This is a genomic window from Pseudoalteromonas sp. BSi20429 (assembly GCF_000238895.1).
Lineage (GTDB): Bacteria > Pseudomonadota > Gammaproteobacteria > Enterobacterales > Alteromonadaceae > Pseudoalteromonas > Pseudoalteromonas arctica.
This window is the reverse complement of sequence record NZ_BADV01000033.1, coordinates 1-20,194: the sequence shown is the minus strand read 5'-3', so window position 1 is coordinate 20,194 and position 20,194 is coordinate 1. Positions and strand designations below refer to the sequence as shown.

Annotated in this window: 17 protein-coding genes; 16 read left to right on the top strand and 1 reads right to left on the bottom strand. The window is 35.8% G+C overall.

The features are described 5' to 3' along the window. The first annotated feature begins 65 nt into the window (after positions 1 to 65). The 11 genes from P20429_RS12340 (at position 66) to P20429_RS12385 (ending at position 11,668) form a co-directional block, all read left to right on the top strand. Entirely contained in the window at positions 66 to 1,001 is a 936-nt protein-coding gene (locus P20429_RS12340) for an exopolysaccharide biosynthesis polyprenyl glycosylphosphotransferase (RefSeq protein WP_007582311.1), read from the top strand. Positions 1,002 to 1,025: 24 nt separating this feature from the next. Beyond that, the gene (locus tag P20429_RS12345) at positions 1,026 to 2,192 is read left to right on the top strand and encodes an O-antigen ligase (RefSeq protein ID WP_007582309.1); all 1,167 of its coding nucleotides are present in this window, start codon (positions 1,026 to 1,028) and stop codon (positions 2,190 to 2,192) included. After that, positions 2,185 to 3,060, top strand: coding sequence for a glycosyltransferase (locus tag P20429_RS12350; protein WP_007582307.1), 876 nt, complete (start codon positions 2,185 to 2,187; stop codon positions 3,058 to 3,060). The genes P20429_RS12345 and P20429_RS12350 overlap by 8 nt, the downstream gene beginning before the upstream one ends. Before the next feature lie 17 nt (positions 3,061 to 3,077). After that, positions 3,078 to 4,196, top strand: a complete 1,119-nt coding sequence (locus P20429_RS12355) for a glycosyltransferase (RefSeq protein ID WP_007582304.1) — start codon at positions 3,078 to 3,080, stop codon at positions 4,194 to 4,196. Next, positions 4,174 to 5,217 carry a glycosyltransferase gene (locus P20429_RS12360; RefSeq protein ID WP_007582302.1) on the top strand — a complete coding sequence of 348 codons (1,044 nt, stop codon included), beginning with the start codon at positions 4,174 to 4,176 and terminating at the stop codon, positions 5,215 to 5,217. Before P20429_RS12355 ends, P20429_RS12360 begins: the two co-directional genes overlap by 23 nt. A 104-nt stretch (positions 5,218 to 5,321) precedes the next feature. Beyond that, the gene (gene rfbB / locus P20429_RS12365; protein WP_007582300.1) at positions 5,322 to 6,425 is read left to right on the top strand and encodes a dTDP-glucose 4,6-dehydratase; all 1,104 of its coding nucleotides are present in this window, start codon (positions 5,322 to 5,324) and stop codon (positions 6,423 to 6,425) included. 1 nt (position 6,426) lies between these two features. Then, positions 6,427 to 7,308: a glucose-1-phosphate thymidylyltransferase RfbA gene (rfbA, locus tag P20429_RS12370; protein WP_007582298.1), complete on the top strand. Its 882-nt coding sequence runs from the start codon at positions 6,427 to 6,429 to the stop codon at positions 7,306 to 7,308. Beyond that, a complete protein-coding gene (gene rffC / locus P20429_RS12375; protein WP_007582296.1) occupies positions 7,301 to 7,999 on the top strand; it encodes a dTDP-4-amino-4,6-dideoxy-D-galactose acyltransferase in 699 nt (232 codons plus the stop codon). The genes rfbA and rffC overlap by 8 nt, the downstream gene beginning before the upstream one ends. 3 nt (positions 8,000 to 8,002) lie before the next feature. Beyond that, a complete protein-coding gene (gene rffA, locus P20429_RS12380; RefSeq protein ID WP_007582294.1) occupies positions 8,003 to 9,133 on the top strand; it encodes a dTDP-4-amino-4,6-dideoxygalactose transaminase in 1,131 nt (376 codons plus the stop codon). Then, entirely contained in the window at positions 9,096 to 10,166 is a 1,071-nt protein-coding gene (locus P20429_RS20110; RefSeq protein WP_158307910.1) for a TDP-N-acetylfucosamine:lipid II N-acetylfucosaminyltransferase, read from the top strand. The genes rffA and P20429_RS20110 overlap by 38 nt, the downstream gene beginning before the upstream one ends. 80 nt (positions 10,167 to 10,246) lie before the next feature. Then, the gene (locus P20429_RS12385; RefSeq protein ID WP_007582290.1) at positions 10,247 to 11,668 is read left to right on the top strand and encodes a lipopolysaccharide biosynthesis protein; all 1,422 of its coding nucleotides are present in this window, start codon (positions 10,247 to 10,249) and stop codon (positions 11,666 to 11,668) included. Positions 11,669 to 11,898: 230 nt separating this feature from the next. On the opposite strand, the gene P20429_RS12390 is transcribed toward P20429_RS12385, so the two are convergent. Then, positions 11,899 to 13,269: an MBL fold metallo-hydrolase RNA specificity domain-containing protein gene (locus tag P20429_RS12390; protein ID WP_007582288.1), complete on the bottom strand. Its 1,371-nt coding sequence runs from the start codon at positions 13,267 to 13,269 to the stop codon at positions 11,899 to 11,901. Between the two features lie 751 nt (positions 13,270 to 14,020). Between P20429_RS12390 and rfaH the strand changes: the two genes are divergently transcribed. The 5 genes from rfaH to P20429_RS19350 form a co-directional block, all read left to right on the top strand. Continuing rightward, the gene (gene rfaH / locus P20429_RS12400; protein WP_007582283.1) at positions 14,021 to 14,503 is read left to right on the top strand and encodes a transcription/translation regulatory transformer protein RfaH; all 483 of its coding nucleotides are present in this window, start codon (positions 14,021 to 14,023) and stop codon (positions 14,501 to 14,503) included. A gap of 771 nt (positions 14,504 to 15,274) precedes the next feature. Next, the gene (locus P20429_RS12405; protein ID WP_007582281.1) at positions 15,275 to 16,390 is read left to right on the top strand and encodes a polysaccharide export protein; all 1,116 of its coding nucleotides are present in this window, start codon (positions 15,275 to 15,277) and stop codon (positions 16,388 to 16,390) included. A gap of 12 nt (positions 16,391 to 16,402) precedes the next feature. Continuing rightward, the gene (locus P20429_RS12410; protein ID WP_007582278.1) at positions 16,403 to 16,837 is read left to right on the top strand and encodes a low molecular weight protein-tyrosine-phosphatase; all 435 of its coding nucleotides are present in this window, start codon (positions 16,403 to 16,405) and stop codon (positions 16,835 to 16,837) included. Between the two features lie 15 nt (positions 16,838 to 16,852). Then, positions 16,853 to 19,102 (top strand): polysaccharide biosynthesis tyrosine autokinase, encoded by a 2,250-nt coding sequence (locus P20429_RS12415; protein ID WP_007582276.1) that lies wholly within the window; start codon positions 16,853 to 16,855, stop codon positions 19,100 to 19,102. Between the two features lie 152 nt (positions 19,103 to 19,254). After that, positions 19,255 to 20,194: EpsG family protein (locus tag P20429_RS19350; RefSeq protein ID WP_158307909.1), on the top strand; the 940-nt coding region annotated here is incomplete at its 3' end.

Here is a 20,194-nt window from a genome sequence, read left to right as displayed (position 1 = left end):
GATTAAACTTTGAATCATAAGTAACAAGATATTTCTTGACGCATTAGACAAATTGGAATTTTTAATTGTTTACTAAGAGTTTTAAATCAAAAAAAGAAGCACTAAAGCAAAATAAAATATATGTATTTTGCCCAGATGAGTGTGTTTCTAATATTGTAGAAATTATTAATGCACATTCATTTGAGCTTGTAATTAATGACTTCTCAATAGTCGACTTTACTGAAAAAGTTATATGCCATTACAGAAGTGCGCAGTTAACAGATAAGCAACGAGACTTTCTAGTAAGGGCAACTGAGAGTGGTGCATGGGTAGAACCATTAGTCAGTTATTTAGACGGTAGGTTAAAGTACACAGAAGTACATTTGTTGCACAGTAGTTACTTTTTACATCAAAAAGCATTTTCAATTTTATCGAATAAAAGAACTCAAATAACCAAAAGAGTTTTAGATGTAGTTAGTTCTATATTCTTACTCTTTATAACGTTACCGCTTTCATTAATGGCTGCTTTACTTATTAAATTAGAAAGCCCAGGCCCTATTTTATATAAACAAAAAAGAACAGGCCAATATAATGAAGAGTTTAAAGTTTATAAATTTAGGTCTATGCGTAGTGATGCTGAAAAAAATGGTGCTCAATGGGCTAGTGAAAATGACGTAAGAATCACAAAAGTAGGAAAATTCATTCGAAAAACACGTATTGATGAAATACCTCAGCTAATAAATGTTCTACAGGGAAGTATGTCAATAGTTGGCCCAAGGCCTGAGCGAGAGATCTTTATTAAAGACCTTGAAATGGAAATTCCATATTATCGTTTCCGCCATGCAGTAAAGCCTGGTGTCACAGGCTTGGCACAGGTTAGGTACCCATATGGCGCGTCACTGGAAGACGCTATTTGGAAGCATAAATACGACATTCATTATATTAAGCACCATTCTACGATATTAGATTTAAAAATACTTATGCTTACAATTAAAACAGTAATTTTTGGTATGGGCCGCTAACAACATGCAGGGTTAGATCAATAAATGCAGCTTCATGAAGCCGTTAAAAAAAATAAATTAGGCTTAAATAGATCTCTAAGCGCAATATTTATAAGCATTTTAATTTTCTCGATTTATAACCGAACATTTTCGCTTGGTTTTGATATTCGGTTTTTAGTTTTCCCGTTTTTTATTTCGAGCTTGATTCTTGCTGTGCTAGTAAAAGTAAAGTTTAATGATTGGGCAGTACCAACTCGCGCTATTTTACTAACATTATTACTTACAATAATAGTGATTCAAGATCAAATCGCTTGGCAGTTTTCTGCTCTTGATAAGAATACTGCCGTATATAAAAATGTAATTATTTTGTATATATATAATTTTCTAATAGCTATTTATTTTTTTCTAAATAAAAAATATTTAAATAGTAAAGTATTAATAAATTCAGTGCTTTTATCTAGCTTTTTTCTGTCTCTTTCTTGCTTGTATCAAGCTATAATTGGCGATTTGCCATTTGTATCGGTAGGTTCTTCCGGTGAAGCATTTGAGGATAAACTATCATTACTAGGTGTAAGGCCATCAGGTTATGCACATGATCCAAACTATACTTCACTACTAATGGTTTTTAGTATTTATATTATTGTTAATATAAAAAAAACTATTTTTAATAGAGCTCTACTACTAGTATGTTTGCTTACCCTCTTTGCTTCAGGTTCAAAGACTGTTTTATTAATCAGTGCCCTCCTATTAGTTAGGCTAATGTTTATTAAATTAAAAATTAAAGTGATTTTCAACATAGGTTTCATTGCTTTCATTTTGTTCGGAGCTGTAATTGCTTTCTCTCTTTTCGAGCACTTATCAACGTTTTCTCAGCGATTAGTTATGTGGCGATTAGCTCTAGATGGGTTTTACGAAAGACCGGTATTAGGGTATGGGATAACAGGGGTAAGGAGTTTACTCGAGTTAAGTATGCGTTATGTTCAACCTCATAATGGATGGTTAGCTATATTAGTAGATCATGGGGTAGTGTTATTTACGCTTATTATTTCTGGTTTTACATATATGTTATTTAATACGCAAAAAAGAGCTAATAGATACCTAATAATAATATTTTGTTTTCTCTCAATTTCTAATGAAATGTGGGTATACCCATACTGGATACTTTTTTTAGTAGTTCCATTTGTATATAACTTAGGTGAAAAACGTGTCTAATCAAGAACAATTAGTAAGTGTATATATTCCCTCTCACTATCGTCCTAGTGACCTTAATAGATCACTCAATTCGGTTCTTATTCAAACACACACTAATATTGAGGTGATAGTAGCCTTGGATGGGAAGTGTGAAGACTCTATTTCTCTTTTAGAAGGCATTGCAAATAAAGATCATAGGCTAAAATTCTTAGTTAATGAGCAACCTAAAGGGGCATGTAATGCAAGGAATCGTGCTATTGATATGGCCTCAGGGGACTTTATAACTGGGCTAGACGATGATGACATAATGGAACCCGATTGCATTCAAAGTTACCTTGCAGCTTGGAATGATAGATATGCATTACTTTGTGCTGATTATTCTATCTTTGGGGTGCACTCAAACAGGTTTGATTTAAATAAAACTGAGTATACACACTTTGATCTCGTTGAAAAAAATTACGTAGGGAACCAAGTATTTACAAAGTTAGATACTTTGAAAAATAATACTTTTGATGAAAAAATGGTTGCATGGCAGGACTATGACTGTTGGTTTCGCGTTGTTTTGGCTCAAAATAAGCCTTTTTTAAAACTGGGAAAAAAACTATATAAAGTAAATGTGGATCCAAATAGAGAAAGAATTACAACGGGCACTAAAACTGCAACAGGTGCTATACAGTTTTTAAGTAAACATGCTGAGTATCTAAAAGACAAAGTAACATTCTGGTTGCTGAATGATCTTGTAAATAGAGGGCAAAAAATCCCCCTTTGGTTGGTGGTTGCTCTTTTGTCTAGTTCACAATCGAAAAGAGCTGTTTATTTTTTTCTTAAACATTCCTTTTTAGGAAGTTTAGTATTTTCATTAAAAAACTTTTTAGCAAAGTTTAACTAATTCATTTTAAGGAATATATGAAAGTTCTTTATTTATTAAATTCAAATGGAGTTGGTGGTGCTGAAGCATCAATCCGTAGAATGGTCGACCGTAAGTTTGTTCAGGGTAAGGTCGCCCTTTTATGGAACCACAATAATGTTCAAAAGAATTTTTGGAATGGTAGGGAAATGACTCAAATAACAGATGCTAATTCTCCACTTGTTGGTGCATTAAAGTCTATATTTGCGATACCAAAATACTTAAAAGGTCAAAATTTTGATGCGATCCAGAGTCAGCTAAAAGGTGCTGATTTAATTTTTTCTTTTTTAATTTTTATTGGCCTTATAAAAAAAGATTTTATTTACGTTGTAAGTTTAAGAAATTCATATGACTTTTATTATGGGAATGGTTTTTTAAACCGCCTTATTGGTAGAGTACATAAATTTTTTATTAATAAAGCCGCTGATGTGATTGTTGGTGTTTCGAAGCAAGACATTGATAGGTTTACACAGGCGTTTGGAAGCAAGTTTAAAGTTATTGAAAACTCAGTAGATATTTCTAACTTTAAAGTAAAAGAAAAATCTCTATTAACTAAAAATATTAAAGTAGTTTTGGTAGGGAATGTCAAATACAGAAAAGGTTATGATCGTTTAAGTTCTCTTATTCAATACCTTAATAAATCATACCCTGATTATCGGTTCACTTTCTCAATTGCAGGCGGTATAGAAAGTGAGCAATTCAAGGCCGAGGTCTCGAGTTTAGCCGGAGATAATACTGCTATTGAATTTTTAGGCAAAGTTGAAAATATAAATGAGCTACTAGTATCGTCAGATGTTTTTTTATCGTTATCTAGAGAAGAAGGGTTGCCAATTTCTGTTCTAGAAGGAATGGCTGCTAAACTACCTATTTTACTATCAAATATTCCAGCGCATAGTTTGATTCTTGACCCTACGGTATCTGAATATATTTTATTTAATAATGATAAAGAGATGCAAGAAATATTTAGTAACTTAATTGAATCTCAAACTTTAAGAGAGGAAATTATTCAAGCGCAATATAAGAAGCTATTAAAAGATTTTAGTTTAGATCGAATGTGTTCAGAATATTTACAAAGTTACAAGACAGGTTGCACTGATGAAAATACTGCTTCTAACTAATTCCGCCTCTGGCGGAGGTGCCGAAAAAGTTTTTAATAGTCTCGTTGATGGTTTTACAAAGCATAGCAGTTGTGAAATTAAGCACCTGTATTTGAAAGAAAGTTCAGCAAGTAAGTTTTGGAAGGTTTCAGGTTTTTTTAAGTTTATTTACCTTGTTTTAAAATTTAAACCTGATGTTGTTCAATCTCATTTGTTGTATCCAAATATTATTAATTCTTTTTTATCTATTTTTATGAGGTATAAATCTCAGCTAGTCTGTCACAGTAGCTTTGAAAGGCTTCAGCGTAGTAGAAATGCATATATCATTCGCTTAGCCTATAAAAAAGCGAGTAGTATTGTGTGCATATCTGAAGAAATGCAGAGACAAGCAAGGGTGTTTTTATCTAGAAATGACATTGAGAAAATATACAATCCACATGATTTAAAGGATTATCAAGACCTATCTTCTAAAGATGTCAGCCCAGTTCCATTTCAAAGTTTTTTGATTTCAGTAGGGCGCCTAGTTGAATCAAAAAGAATAAAAGATATATTACTGGCTTTACAAGCTTGCAATAAAAAAAAGAATTTAGTAATAGTTGGAGATGGCGACACTCGTGAGGATTTAATAGTATTAGCTAAAAAATTAGACATAGAAGATAGAGTGTTTTTTGTTGGGCATTCAAGTAATCCATATCCATATATTATAAACTCAGAAGCCATGCTATTAGCATCAGAAACTGAAGGTTTTCCTAATTGTTTAGTCGAGTCTCTTGCATTAGGGGTTCCTATTATAACTACTAATTGTAAAACGGGCCCTGCAGAAATTTTAAGAGTCAGTTACGAGGATGATGTATTACGTAGGCCCTATCCAAACTGTAGTATTTACCCAGTGGGTGATATCGATAGCTTGGTAAACGCTATAGATTCGCTTGACGATATGTGTGTAGATACAGAACAATTAAAAAGCTTAGTCAGCCACTTAGATTTAGAAGATGTTATAGAGCTTTATTATTCATCTCTGCAACGCTTGCGAAATAGCTAGCAAGACTCAAGCAATTAGTTTAAATGAATGCAAATTAAAATTTTAAGTTAGGTATTAATAGATAGTTAATATACCTAGTTTTATCAAATATATTAGGGTGTGTAGTGAAAATACTTATAACTGGCGGTGCGGGCTTTATAGGCTCTGCTGTAATTCGCCACATTGTAGAAAACACTAATGATTCAGTTATTAATCTCGATAAGTTAACTTATGCTGGTAATTTAGAATCATTAAATTCGGTTGCTAATGATGGCCGCTACGTATTTGAGCAAGTTGATATATGCAATCGTACTGAACTCGATCGTGTTTTTAAAACACATAAACCAGATGCAGTAATGCATTTGGCTGCTGAAAGTCATGTTGATCGTTCAATTACTGGACCGGCCGAATTTATACAAACTAATATTGTAGGCACTTATAATCTATTAGAAGCGGCTCGTGAATACTGGAATACATTAAATGACGATGATAAAAAATCGTTTAGGTTTCATCATATTTCAACTGACGAAGTTTACGGCGACCTTCCACACCCCGACGAGCAAGAAGGTAATGCCTTGGGTAAAGAGCTACCTTTGTTTACTGAACAAACATCTTATTCACCAAGTAGCCCTTATTCTGCAAGTAAAGCATCGAGTGATCATTTAGTTCGAGCATGGCTGCGCACGTATGGATTACCTACTATCGTAACTAATTGTTCGAACAATTATGGGCCATACCACTTTCCTGAAAAATTAATACCTTTAGTAATACTTAATGCGCTAGAAGGTAAAGACTTACCTATTTATGGTAAAGGTGATCAGATTAGAGATTGGTTATTCGTTGAGGATCATGCTCGAGCTCTATATAAGGTAGTAACAGAAGGTAAAATTGGTGAAACATATAATATTGGTGGTCATAACGAAAAGCAAAACATTGAAGTTGTTAAAGGTATTTGCAGTATTCTAGATACTTTAGTGCCTAAGGACTCCCCGTACTCAGAGCAGATAACGTACGTGACAGATCGCCCTGGTCACGATAGACGTTATGCTATTGACTCGTCAAAAATGAGTACAGAGCTAAACTGGACACCAATAGAAACCTTTGAAACAGGCCTACGTAAAACGGTTCAGTGGTATTTAGATAATCAAATGTGGTGTCAAAACGTACAAGATGGTTCATATCAGCGTGAGCGTCTGGGCGAAATAAATATGACAGCTAAAGGAAAATAGCATGAAAGGAATTATCCTTGCCGGAGGCTCCGGTACACGCCTTTATCCTATTACTATGGGTGTATCCAAGCAGTTACTCCCAATTTATGATAAGCCAATGATTTATTACCCGCTTTCTGTGTTGATGTTAGCGGGAATACGTGAAATCTTAATTATTACTACACCTGAAGATCAAGAATCATTTAAACGATTATTAGGTGATGGCTCACGCTTTGGCGTTGAGCTTAGTTACACGATACAACCAAGCCCAGATGGTTTGGCTCAAGCGTTTATTTTAGGTGAAGAGTTTATTGGCTCTGACGACGTTTGTTTATTGCTAGGCGATAATATTTTTTATGGGCAAGGGTTTTCACCTAAGTTAAAACATGCAGTCGAGAATGCCAAAAATGGGCAAGGAGCGACTGTATTTGGTTATCAAGTAAAAGATCCGGAACGTTTTGGGGTCGTTGAATTTGATGAGAACCAAAAGGCTATTTCCATTGAAGAGAAGCCAGCTAAACCAAAGTCTGATTTAGCGGTAACCGGTTTATATTTTTACGATAATTCTGTTGTAGAAATAGCCAAACAAGTTAAGCCCTCGCATAGAGGTGAGCTAGAGATAACGTGCTTAAATGAAATTTATTTAAAGCAAAATAAGCTAAATGTTGAAATACTTGGTCGCGGCTTTGCTTGGCTTGATACAGGTACGCATGAAAGCTTGCTTGAAGCGGCTCAGTTTGTAGAAACAATAGAAAAGCGTCAAGGCTACAAAATAGCTTGTCTAGAAGAAATTGCATTCAATAATAAGTGGCTAACTAAATCTGAAGTAGAAGCGCTTGCAGCCCCAATGCTTAAAAATAGTTACGGTCAATATCTAATGGATTTAGTAAAAAGTAATGCATAATCATTTTACTTTGAAGGAGTGGGATAGCCACTTTTTTAACAAGACAATATTTTCACTTGAGCTAACAAGTGATGATATAGAAAATAAAAATTGGCCTAGTAGCTCACTAGTAACAACTAAAGTTAGTTCAAATAACTATCACGATTTAGATAAAATGAATAAGTACGGCTTTAGCTTTGTTGAGGGAGAAGTTGTATTCCAAAAAAGCTTACTAGACAGCAATGACGTAGTTTCACTACCAAGTTTTAATTGTTATCTAGCGCTAGAAAGCGATATTGATGAACTTAAACGTACAGTAAGTGATTTATATGTGAATAGTCGTTTTAGAGAGCCGTGGTTTTCTCCAAGTGAAAGAGATTGCTTTTATCAAACGTGGATCGAAAATGCAGTTTTATCTAAATTCGATGACTGTTGCTTAGTCTTAAAGAACGAAGGTAATATTTCTGGTTTTATTACCATTCGGATTAGAAATAAAGAAGCCGTTATAGGGCTTATTGGAGTAGCTAGTCGTTTTCAGGGGCAGGGAATAGGTAGTGAACTGCTAAAGCTAATAGAGGCCTACTGTTTAGCAAATAACGTTAGCAAGATAAAAGTTGCAACACAAACTAGCAATACCCCCGCAGCAAATTTATACAGTAAAAATGGTTTTAGCATTGCTGATATATCATATTGGTTTTATAAACAGGTTTAAAAAATGATCCCTTTTAATATTCCTCCTAAAGTAGGCACAGAATTAGCGTATATCGAACAAGCGATTGCATCAGACAAGTTATGCGGCGATGGTTACTTCTCTAAAAAGTGCGAAAAATGGTTTGAAGACAGCTTCAACACAATAAAAGCATTACTAACTCCCTCATGTACAGCATCGTTAGAGCTAGCCGCCATTTTGATAGATATTCAGCCAGGCGATGAAGTTATAATGCCTTCCTATACATTTGTATCTACAGCGAATGCGTTTGTATTACGTGGTGCAAAAATTATATTTGTTGACGTTCGTCCGGACACAATGAATATTGATGAAACACTCATTGAAGCTGCGATTACGGCTAAAACAAAAGCAATAGTGCCAGTACATTACGCAGGTGTAGCTTGTGAAATGGATACAATACTCGCTATCGCAGAAAAACATGACTTGTGGGTAGTAGAAGATGCAGCACAAGGCGTAATGTCTACCTATAAAGGTAAAGCACTAGGAACTCTTGGTCATATAGGCTGCTATAGCTTTCATGAAACTAAAAACTACTCATCGGGTGGCGAAGGTGGGGCAATTTTAATTAATGACCCTAAGCTGGTTGAGCGAGCTGAGATTATACGTGAGAAAGGAACAAATCGTAGCCAGTTCTTGCATGGTATCGTCGATAAATACACGTGGCAGGACATAGGGTCGAGCTTTTTACCAAGCGAGTTACAAGCGGCTTATTTATATGCACAACTTGAAGCCGCAGACACGATAAATAATTTTCGTTTATCAATATGGGATTATTATTACAGTAAACTTAGCCTAAAACTAAAGGCTGAACAGTTACCCTATATTCCCGATTCATTAACGCATAACGCGCATATGTTTTATATAAAATTGAGCTCAAATGAAGAGCGAAATGAATTTATTAGTTATATGAAAAAGCAGGGTATTACAACACCTTTTCATTATATCCCACTGCACTCAAGCCCTGCGGGAGAAATGTTTGGAAAATTTGTAGGTGATAATACTTACACGACCCATGAAAGCGCAAAACTTGTCCGTCTACCATTGTACTTCGGAATGACCCACGTTGAACAAGAAAAGGTTGTTAAAGCTGTTGAGGGGTTTTTCCGTGAGGGCTAAAAGAATATTACATGTAGCAGAATGTGATAAATTTATTCCTCCATATATTAGATTTATAAATCAAAACTTTAATAGTGATGAGCATGAGTTTTTAATTAAAAATGGCATGGCTGATGATGAGCTTGAAGATGCTAATAATATCTGCTTGTCAGGGCGTTCGGCTTTATTAAAGGTAAAGCACCATACTCAATTAATAATAAAAATGCACCGAGCTGATAAAATTATATTACACAGTTTAATCGATATAAAAATGGTTCAAATACTAAGTGTTATGCCTTGGTTGCTTAAAAAGTGTTATTGGATGATATGGGGAGCAGACTTATATGCTTATCAATTAAAGCGTGTCACTCTCAAAGAAAAAATAAATGAGCTTTTAAGGCACAGGGTAATAAATCGGCTTGGGCATTTAGTTACATATTTAGAAGGAGATATAGCTCTTGCAAAAGACTGGTATGGAGCAAAAGGAACTTACCATGAGTGCTTAATGTACACGAGTAACTTATACAAACAATATAAACTTCCCGCAGTTGATAAGGTGAGGGTAAATATTCAAGTAGGCAACTCAGCCGACCCGAGTAATAATCATATAGAGGCGTTGGAAAAGTTATTACCATTTAAACATCAGGATATATGTATTTATGTACCTTTGTCGTACGGGCATCAAGAATATGCACAGCAAGTAATAAAGCAAGGTAAAGAATGGTTTGGCGAAAAGTTTAAACCCCTTACAGATTTTATGCCATTTGATGATTATTTATTATTTTTAAGCTCAATTGATATTGCCTTTTTTAATCATAAACGCCAACAAGCCATGGGAAATACAATAACTTTATTAGGTCTTGGTAAAACTGTTTACTTGCGAAGTGAAACCACACAATGGCATTTTTTTGCTAAAAAAGGTATTAACGTTGGCGATATTGAAAAGCTCAATAATCTAGATTGCCACAAATTACCTAAAAATATTGAAATTGTAAAAAATTACTTCTCTACAGAGAACTATAAAAAGCAACTTACCCAATTATTTGATAAGTAACTATTTCAAAACCTTTAATAGTCGTTGTTTTATAAATAATATTCTATTGGGGTTACTAGTATGTTGGAACATAAAAAAATATGACCCCCAAAAAAATCCTATCTTTTGCATTGGGCCCAGTAGGTGGTGCTCTCTTAGGTTTTGTGAGTTTGCCAATTATCACTTGGTTTTTTACTCAGGAAGATATTGGCCGCATAGCTATGCTCAATGTAGTGGTTGGTTTTTGCACACTCTTTTTTAGCTTAGGGCTAGATCAAGCGTATGTACGTGAATTTCACGAAGTAAGTAATAAACCACGCCTATTAAAAACGTCATTTTTCCCTGGTTTAAGCTTATTAATTATTAGCTTATGTTTACTATTCAGTTACGGTAATACAATTTCGTTATGGTTATTTGAGGTTAATAGCCAATTTCTCAGCCTGTTAGTCGCTTTAGCTGTTTTATGTGCTTTTATGTCTAGGTTTTTATCTTTAATTTTGCGAATGAATGAGCAAGGCTTCGCCTACTCAATGAGTCAACTGCTTCCTAAGCTGCTTCTAATCATTATTATCTTAGGTTATGTTTTATTTTCTGTTAATAAAAATATTACTAATCTTGTAATAGCCAATGTTGCAGCTATATCATTAGTTTTTTTTATATATGCGTGGAATACAAGAAGCGAGTGGATTGCAGGGCTTAAGGAAAAGCTAGACTTTAGCCAGTTAAAAGGTCTTTTAAGCTTTGGTATGCCACTGATTTTTGGCAGCTTAGCATTCTGGGGGCTAACTGCGTCAGATAAAATATTATTAAAAGAGCTCTCAAATTTTGAGGAGTTAGGGCTTTACTCTGTTGCTGTTAGTTTTGCTGCCGCTGCGACCATTATTCAGAGTGTTTTCTCTACTGTTTGGGTTCCCGTTGTATATAAGTGGGCTGCAGCAAATGAAAACCTTGATAAAATATTTAAAGTAAACCGATATGTATTATTAGTCGTTATTATTTTATTTTGTTTGGCTGGCCTACTCTCTGCGGTAGTAACGTTTATACTACCGGATAATTATAAAGCGGTTCAGTGGATTTTAGTTCCGTGTTTAGGATATCCATTGCTTTATACTCTATCCGAAACAAGCGTCGTAGGCCTAGGTATTACCCGGCGCACCGGATTTTCAATGCTTGCTTCTGTAGTTGCTTTTGGAGTTAACTTGCTAGGAAACGTCTGGTTAATTCCAAAGTTTGGTGCAATTGGCGCCGCTATAAGTACGTGTTTTTCTTTCTGGGTATTTTTTATATTAAGAACTGAATTTTCTATTTACTTTTGGAAAGCAATTCCTAGGTTGGGTATGTATATTTATACAACTTTACTGGTATTTGGTTCTGTTATACATGCATTATACGGTAGCAGTTTACAAAATTATTTTGCGTTATATTGGTGTTTGATATTATTGAGCTTATTTTTATTTTTTAAAAATGAAATTTCTGAAAGTAAAAGTTTCATTGCCAAAAAAATATCTGGAATTAAGTCTTAGCAAACTTTCTTTGACTGCTACAATTAGGTTAACCACAAATAAATACGTAAACATTTTTAAAGTTAGCCTAATAAAATATTCAACCACTTCACAAAACCACTATTAATAGTTATTTGACTGCACTCTCATGACTTTTTTGAAGGAAAAATAGTCTAAATACAAGTGTTTAATTATCTTCTATTTGAAGTATGTAAGTATCAGCTTTAAGTGGTTCTTAAATTAAAGCTTTATTATTTACCTATTTCAACTTCAACATCATTACCTAAAACTTCTTTGTACTTATTTGCTAACGCGTTTTTTGCATCATCATCGCCATGCACAATTTTTATATGGCTTGGCTTTTTATGCATACCCGTTACAAACTTAATTAATCCGTTTTGATCGGCATGGGCGCTGTACCCGCTAATTGTATGTACTTTTGCGTTTATAGTAATACGAGCATTATTTATAAAAACATACCCATTACGTGGGCCATATTTTTGAATTTCGCGGCCTAACGTTTTGTTTCCTTGGTAACCTACAAACAATATATCGGTGGTTTTATCATTTAAAAATCGCTCAAGATAATTAACTATTCGGCCACCAGTGCACATACCGCTTGCCGCTAATATTATGGCTGGTGTTTGCCGCGAACTTAAATAATTAATTATAGCCATGTGCTCTTTGTGTGAATCAACCGTAGTTAGGTTTTTAAAATCGAGCGGGTGCCTACCGTTTGCAACTTTGCGTTTAGCTTCGCTGTCCCATAAGTGTTTAAAGTTTTTGTATTGCTCAGTAAAGTTGGCTGCCATAGGGGAGTCGAGTATTACGTGAATGTCTCGCCACTTAGACTTTTTAGATGAGCTATGTATGAGTTGCTCTAACTCGTATAGCAGCTCTTGTGTGCGGCCAATACTAAAAGCAGGTACTAAAACAACGCCATTGTCGGCTACGGCGCGTTCAATAATGTTTTTTAGCGTTTTTGTACGCTCTTTACGGCCTTGGTGATTTTTATCGCCGTAGGTTGATTCAATAACTAGAGTATCGGCTTTATAGGGCGGCTTAGGCGAAGGGAGTAGTGGGGTATATGGCGCGCCTAAATCTCCTGAAAACACAATACGGTGTTTGTTGTTATCACCATTTGTAATATCAATTTCTACGTAAGCCGACCCCAATATATGCCCAGCACGCTGAAACCTCGCTTTAGCTTTGTTGAGCCCTTTGCAAGGTAGTTCAAACCACGTTTTATAATCAACAGCAACTATGCGTTTATTCAATAAGCTTAAGCAGGCAGCTATAATTTTAGGGTCGCGGGTTACACCTACTTTTAAAGCATCTTCAATTACCAAAGGTAATAAGCTGGCCGATGCAATACTTGTAAAAATAGGGCCTTTAAAACCGGCTGCTAATAAGTAAGGAATTCTACCAACATGGTCAATATGGCAATGGGTAACAATAAGGGCAGTAATATGGGTAATATTAAACTTAATTGAAAGGTCGGCTTTAGAGTCTTCGCCTTGAAATAATCCGCAATCAATAAGCACACTTGTTTGCTCATTAACTACCAGCTCGTGGCACGAACCAGTAACGCCGTTAACCGCTCCGTGGTGAAGTATTTGCATTGTGCTTCCTTGTCATCAATTTGTTACATTGAATTTTAAGGTAGAAGTAAAGCCATAATTATTCAAGGTTTTAACGCTTGGGCTAAATTAATAACCTCACCTTCAATATATTATCTGTAGGTGCGAATTTACTTCGCGCTCATGTTTTAACTCCCAAAAAGCGAGGTATAAAACCTCACCTACAAACATCCACTAACCTGTAGGTGCGAATTTACTTCGTGCTCTTGTATTAACTCCAAAAAAGCGAGTTATAAAACCTCACCTACAAATATGTACCAACCTGTAGGTGCGAATTTATTTCGCGCTCATGTTTTAAATCCTAAAAAAAGCGAGGTATAAAACCTCACCTACAAACATGCACCAACCGGTAGGTACGAATTTATTTCGCGCTCATGTTTAACTCCTAACAGCAAGCGATATATAAAACACCATCTACAAACATGTACCAACTTGTAGGTGCGAATTTACTTCGCGCTCTTACTTGTATATTTATTAAAAAAATATTAATTAAATTTTTTAATAAATTTTCGCGGCTAAACTTTTGTTTAGCCCAATCTAAACATGGCTTTATAGGTACTAAACTAGCGTTAAAGCCTTTACTCCCTTTAAACTCAATAACAATATTTATTAAAGTGAGTGGCTATTAACCACTAAGGCTTATTTACATAGGGGCTTTATGTTGGCTATAATGTCGCCGCTGTTTAGTTTGGAATTGTATTTTTTGCAATTTAGTTATGTATTAAGGGCTACTATGGAATGTTGGTATTTAGTCGTATGCAAACCTAAGCAAGAAGAGAGAGCCAAAACTAACTTGCAAAATCAAGGGATTGAAGCGTTTTACCCCAAATTAACTACCGAAAGGTTGGTTAAAGGTCGTAGGACCGTCAAACACGCTGCTTTATTCCCTAATTATTTATTTGTATGCCTTGAATCAGAAAATGGTAGTTTTTCTGCTGTAAAAAACACCCGTGGAATAGGCGGTTTTGTTTCTTATGGAGCAAATTACCAGTTGGTTTCTAAGCACATAATTGACCAGTTAAAAAATGAACGTTCACACACTACTGAATCACAAATACCAAAAACAGGTGATGTAGTAAGTGTGAATAACGATTCATTCAGTAATATACAAGCAATATACAAAGAGCCCGATGGCGACCTGCGCAGTATTTTACTAATTAACTTACTTAATCAAAAAATTGAAGTAAGTGTAGATAATAAAGATATTGGCAAATAAAAAGCTCTAAAAGTGAATTAAAACGTAGCAGCGGCTTTATGCCGCGAAAAAATAGTTTTATATCAGTAACTAGGAACTGTGACCTAAGGGCGGAAGCGTGCCCAAAGCACTTAAACCTACGTGGCTAAGTTCACTTGTAGACGCGCAGCTTGCTGGCGTGACGAGCAAAGCTCGTAATAGAACCTCTTCACAAAAGGGTTAAGGGCACACTGCGCTTTAGAGAAGTAAACAGCCATAAAGTACTTGTTTAAATGGCTTCTCATTTACTCCTCATTCGCTTCTCTTTGTGCAATAAGGCTTTAAGTGATTTATTCACAAAGAGGTTAAGAGCACACTGAGCTTTAAAGAAGTAAGCAGCCATAAAGTACTTGTTTAAATGTCTTCTCATTTACTCCTCATTCGCTTCTCTTTGTGCAATAAAGCTTTAAGTGGTTAATCTACGAAGAGGTTAAGAGCACACTGCGCTTTAAATAAGTAAACAGCCATAAAGCACTTGTTTAAATGGCTTATCATTCACTTCTCTTTGTACAATTGGTGATGAATGCGTTAAGTGTTTTACTGAAAACGGCTATCAATTAAATTTATTCATAAAGACCTTATGAAAATACTGATATAATTTCAGTGTTAATTAAAAACTTAGTTACAAAGCTTTTACAAAGCAAAGACTATTGCTTCACAATAGTGCACATGCTTTAATTAGTCGGCTAAAATAAAAGTGCTCACCAAGGTTGGTGAGTAAGTGCAATATTTAAATAATTTTGGGATTCTACAATGGCGTTAAGCTGTAAATCACTCGCATCAATACTCGCAATACTAAGCATGACCGGCTGTACAATAGTACCAGGCAGCCACTTTGAAGGTATAGACTCAGGCGAGCAAACACAAAACCTCGAACAAGATCTCGAAAAAGTAAACATTCAAATAATAGACTCGCTACTAATAAATAAACAAAATCAAGCGCGTATAGCAGCTAAACCAATTTCAAGCACCGCTGGTTTAAACGTAAGCAATTACGAATACAAACTAGGTGTTGGCGACGTACTAACCATAGGCGTATGGGATCATCCAGAGCTAACAATACCAGCAGCAGTACAACGTACCGCAGAGTTTGACGGCTTTAGAGTACAACGAGACGGCACCATTACTTACGCCTACGCACCAAATATACCTGCTGCTGGTAAAACAATAAGCCAAGTACGCAACGAGCTTGTAAAACGCCTAAGCCGAGTAATAGAAGACCCTCAAGTAGACGTAAAAGTAGTTGGCTTTAGAAGCCAAAAAACCTACGTTACCGGTGAAGTAAAACAACCTGGCGTATATCCAGTAACCGAAATCCCACTTACCTTAATTGATGCCTTAAACCAAGCAGGCGGCTTAACAGAAGCAGCCGATTGGCGCACAGTAACATTTACCCGTGGCGATAAAACAGAAGTTATTAAACTTGATGACTTTTATGCCCATGGTGATATTTCGCAAAACCGCTTATTGCAACATGGCGACATAGTGCATGTAAACCGTAACGATGCACAAAAAATATTTGTTTTAGGTGATGTTAAAAAAGCAGGTTCAGTAACACTTAACCGTTATGGTTTAAACTTGGCCGAAGCGCTAAGCGACTCGGGCGGCTTAAACGAAGCAACAGCCGACGCTAATGGTGTATTTGTACTGCGTAAAAGTGACGTAGAGCAAACCGGTGTTATTGCAAATGTATACCAATTACACGCTAAAAATATAGCAGCAATGGTATTAGCTGAGCAGTTTGAACTACAACCGCGCGATATTGTATATGTAACATCGGCACCACTTGCCCGTTGGAACCGTGTAATAAGTTTATTATTACCGTCGGTAGCCTCGGTTGATAGCCTAGACGATATTTCATCAAACTAAGGGTCTTTAAAAATGTTTGATTCAGTTTTAGTTGTATGTGCAGGCAATATTTGCCGCAGCCCAACAGGTGAGTATGTTTTAAAGCAAAAGCTTGAAGGCAAAAATATTAAAGTATCGTCTGCTGGGTTAACAGCACTTGAAGGCAAACCAGCAGATGCAAAAGCAAAACAAATAGCACTCGCACATGGCGTTAATATGGACGCCCACCAAGGTCAGCAGCTTACATCAAGCTTAGTAGCGCAAAACAGCGTAATACTCGTGATGGAAGAACGCCATTTAAACGACGTACATGCTCGTTACCCAGAGGCGCGCGGTAAAACGTTTTTACTCGGTAAGTGGATTAATAACGCTGAAATACCAGATCCGTATCGCCAAAGCCAAGAGGCTTTTGAACACGTTTATACATTAATCGACAGCGCGTGTAGCGCTTGGCAAAAGTATTTATAAGGAATGGCTAATTTAATGAATACCCAGCCGAATAACAGCGCTAGTAGCGCTAATAATAAAAGCACTAATAATACACAACCAACGCAAGAAGTTGATTTAATGGCGCTACTAGGCGCATTGCTCGATCGCAAATACTTTATAGTAGCTGTAACTGCATTGTTTATGTTTGTAGGTGTTGTTTATGCAGTATTAAGTACCCCTGTTTACCAAGCAACAGCCATGATACAAGTTGAAGACGGCAGCGCATCAGTTCCTGGTTTTGACGATATGGCAGGTATGTTCGAAAGTACATCGGCCGCAGTAACCGAAATAGAGCTACTAAAGTCACGCAGTATAATAGGTGAGGCAGTAGACACTTTAAAGCTTGATGTAACAGCAGAGCCTAAGCTATTTCCGTTTATTGGCAGTCGCACTTATCGTAAATTTACCCCAATGGAAAATGGCGATTTAGCTGAGCCAAGCTTTGGAGCTGGTAGCTATGCATGGGGCGGTGAGAGCATAAATGTATTTAGGTTTGATGTACCACGTACTGCTGTAAATAAAACATTTACTTTAGTTGCGCAAGCTAACAACAGCCTTGCACTTTTAAATGGTGAAGGCGAGCAAATATTATCGGGTAAAGTGGGCGAGGAGCTTACAAATGGTAAGTTTAACTTAACTATTCGTACACTAAATGCACGCCCTGGTACAGAGTTTACAATTACCCGTAAAGATCGCTTAAATACTATTTTAGACCTCCAAATTGCCATTAGTGCAGGCGAAAAAGGTAAAGACTCCGGTATTATAAACCTAAGCCTACAAAGCACTAAACCAAGCTATGCTGAAAAAGTGCTTGATAAAGTAGCCGCTATTTATGTACGCAGAAATGTTGAGCGCAATAGTGCTGAGGCACAAAAGTCACTGGAATTTTTAGAAGTACAATTACCAGAAATTAAAAAACAGTTAGAGTTCGCAGAGCAACGCTTTAACGACTACCAAATAAAACGCCAATCAATAAATATAACGCTTGAAACACAAGGCGTGCTTGAGCAAGTTGTAAAGCTTGAAACCAAGTTGCAAGAGCTAAACCTAAAGCGTTTAGAAATTGGGCGTAAATTTAAAAAAAACCACCCAGCATACCAAGGCATACTTGAGCAAATAGAAGCGGTTGAAAGCCAAAAACAAGAACTCGTAGGCGAGGTAGGTAACCTGCCAGAAACTCAACAAGAGTTACTGCGCTTGAAGCGCGATGTTGAGGTAAGTAACCAAATTTACACATTACTGCTTAGCAAAACACAAGAGCTTGATATCGTTCGTGCTGGCACTGTAGGTAATGTACGTATTATTGACTACGCAGAGGTAAATACCAGCAAGCCAGTTAAGCCTAAAAAAGCATTAATAGTCGTAATGTCGACTATGCTAGGCGGTATGTTAGCTGTTGCTATTGTGCTCATACAAAAAGCAATGCACAAAGGGGTTGAAGACCCTGCAGAAATTGAAGCACTAGGCTTACCGGTATACGCAAGTGTGCCGCACTCAGATTATCAAGATAAACTAAGTGGCTTTGCCGAGCGAGCCCGGAAAAACAAAGTTAATAAACCTAAAAGTATACTCGCGCTAGATAACCCAGCTGACCTAGCAATTGAGGCATTAAGAAGCCTGCGTACCAGTTTACACTTTGCGATGATGGAAGCTAAAAACAATATAATTGCTATATCGGGCCCAAGCCCAAGCGTAGGTAAATCGTTTATATCGGTTAACTTAGCCTCAGTACTTGCGCAAAGTGGCAAAAAAGTACTTATTATTGATGCTGATATGCGTAAAGGCTACTTACAAACACAGTTTGGTTTAAAATGGGACGATGGCTTAAGCGATTACTTATCGGGCCGTTTAAACCTAGAGCAAGTTACTAAACCAACTAAGGTAGATGGCTTAAGCGTTATTACGCGCGGGCAAATACCGCCAAATCCTTCAGAGCTATTAATGCACTCGAACTTTAGCAAATTAGTTGAGGAAGTAAGTGCCGCCTACGACATTATAATTGTTGATACTCCACCAATTTTAGCTGTAACCGACCCTGCAATAGTAAGTGCACATTCAGGTACCACACTACTTGTAACGAGATTTGGGCAAAATCATGTACGTGAAATAGAGCTAACACGCAACCGTTTTGAGCAAAATGGCATAGACGTAAAAGGCGTGGTATTTAACGGCGTAGTTAAAAAAGCCAGTAATGCATATGGGTATTACGGTTACTACAACTACGAATATAAGTCAGAAAAGTGATCTTTGTGAGGTACTAACCTATTTAGAGTGAGTTCCTCCTCTTTCGGTTGGTAATTTTTACTAATTATATATTAGGTGTGTTTCTATTTTTCAAACTAAAGCTTGGATTTTTAGTTAATACATTGATATGTTATATGTTATTTTTGGAGGCGATGTTGATACAGTTAACATTGTTCACTCTTGCTATTTTAAGTGCTTTTTTAGCAAGTACTTTTTCTAGTTATTTTAAAAACAGTAAATTTGAAATTAGTTTATTAGCAGTTTTTAGTATTGTTGTATTGGTATCTTTGACTGCTAGTTCGAGGATGATAGGAGAAACATATAGCGATGATTTGCTAAGATATTACAACTCTTTTTTAGAAGCTAGTAAACATGATCTTTTTGAATATTTACAGTTAAATAGTAGAGAGTTTGCTTTTCAATCTTTAAATTGGGTTTTATTTCAAATATTTGGTGATTTAGGTATTAGAAATTTTCTTTTTATTTTCAGCTTTTTCATATCCACATTAGCATCAATTGTTATATATAGAATATCTCCACCAGAATATAGAATAATTTGTATTTTACTTTGTTTACTTACACCGTCATATTTACTTTTCTCAACACAATTAATCCGACAGACTTTGGCTATATTTTTGTTTTTTTGCTTTGCAACCACAAGAGGGAAATATAAATATATTTACCTTATCTTTGCTATAAGCATGCATTATGTTGTATTTACTTTCTTGTTACCTTTTCTTTTAATAAATAGGTATAAGAAGTATTTATTTGCTTATAAAGGTGCTGTCACAGTCATTTTGAGCATGTTTTTCCTTTATATGAGTGTAGTTGTTGCACATAACTATAGCGTTATAATTAAATTAATAACAGAATTGCCGATTATTGGTGATAAGGCATTATATCTATTATATATAGATAGACAAGCAACTACCGTGGGAAGTGTATTTGTTGCATCAATATTGCTATTTTACTCGCTGTTTTTTGTCATAGGTAAGGAAAAACAGCAAAACTATGAATTTTCTAACTTCTTGGTTTTTTATTTTATATTTATAAGTGTTGTTTTCCTATTTTTTGATTTTAAACCACTTAGTG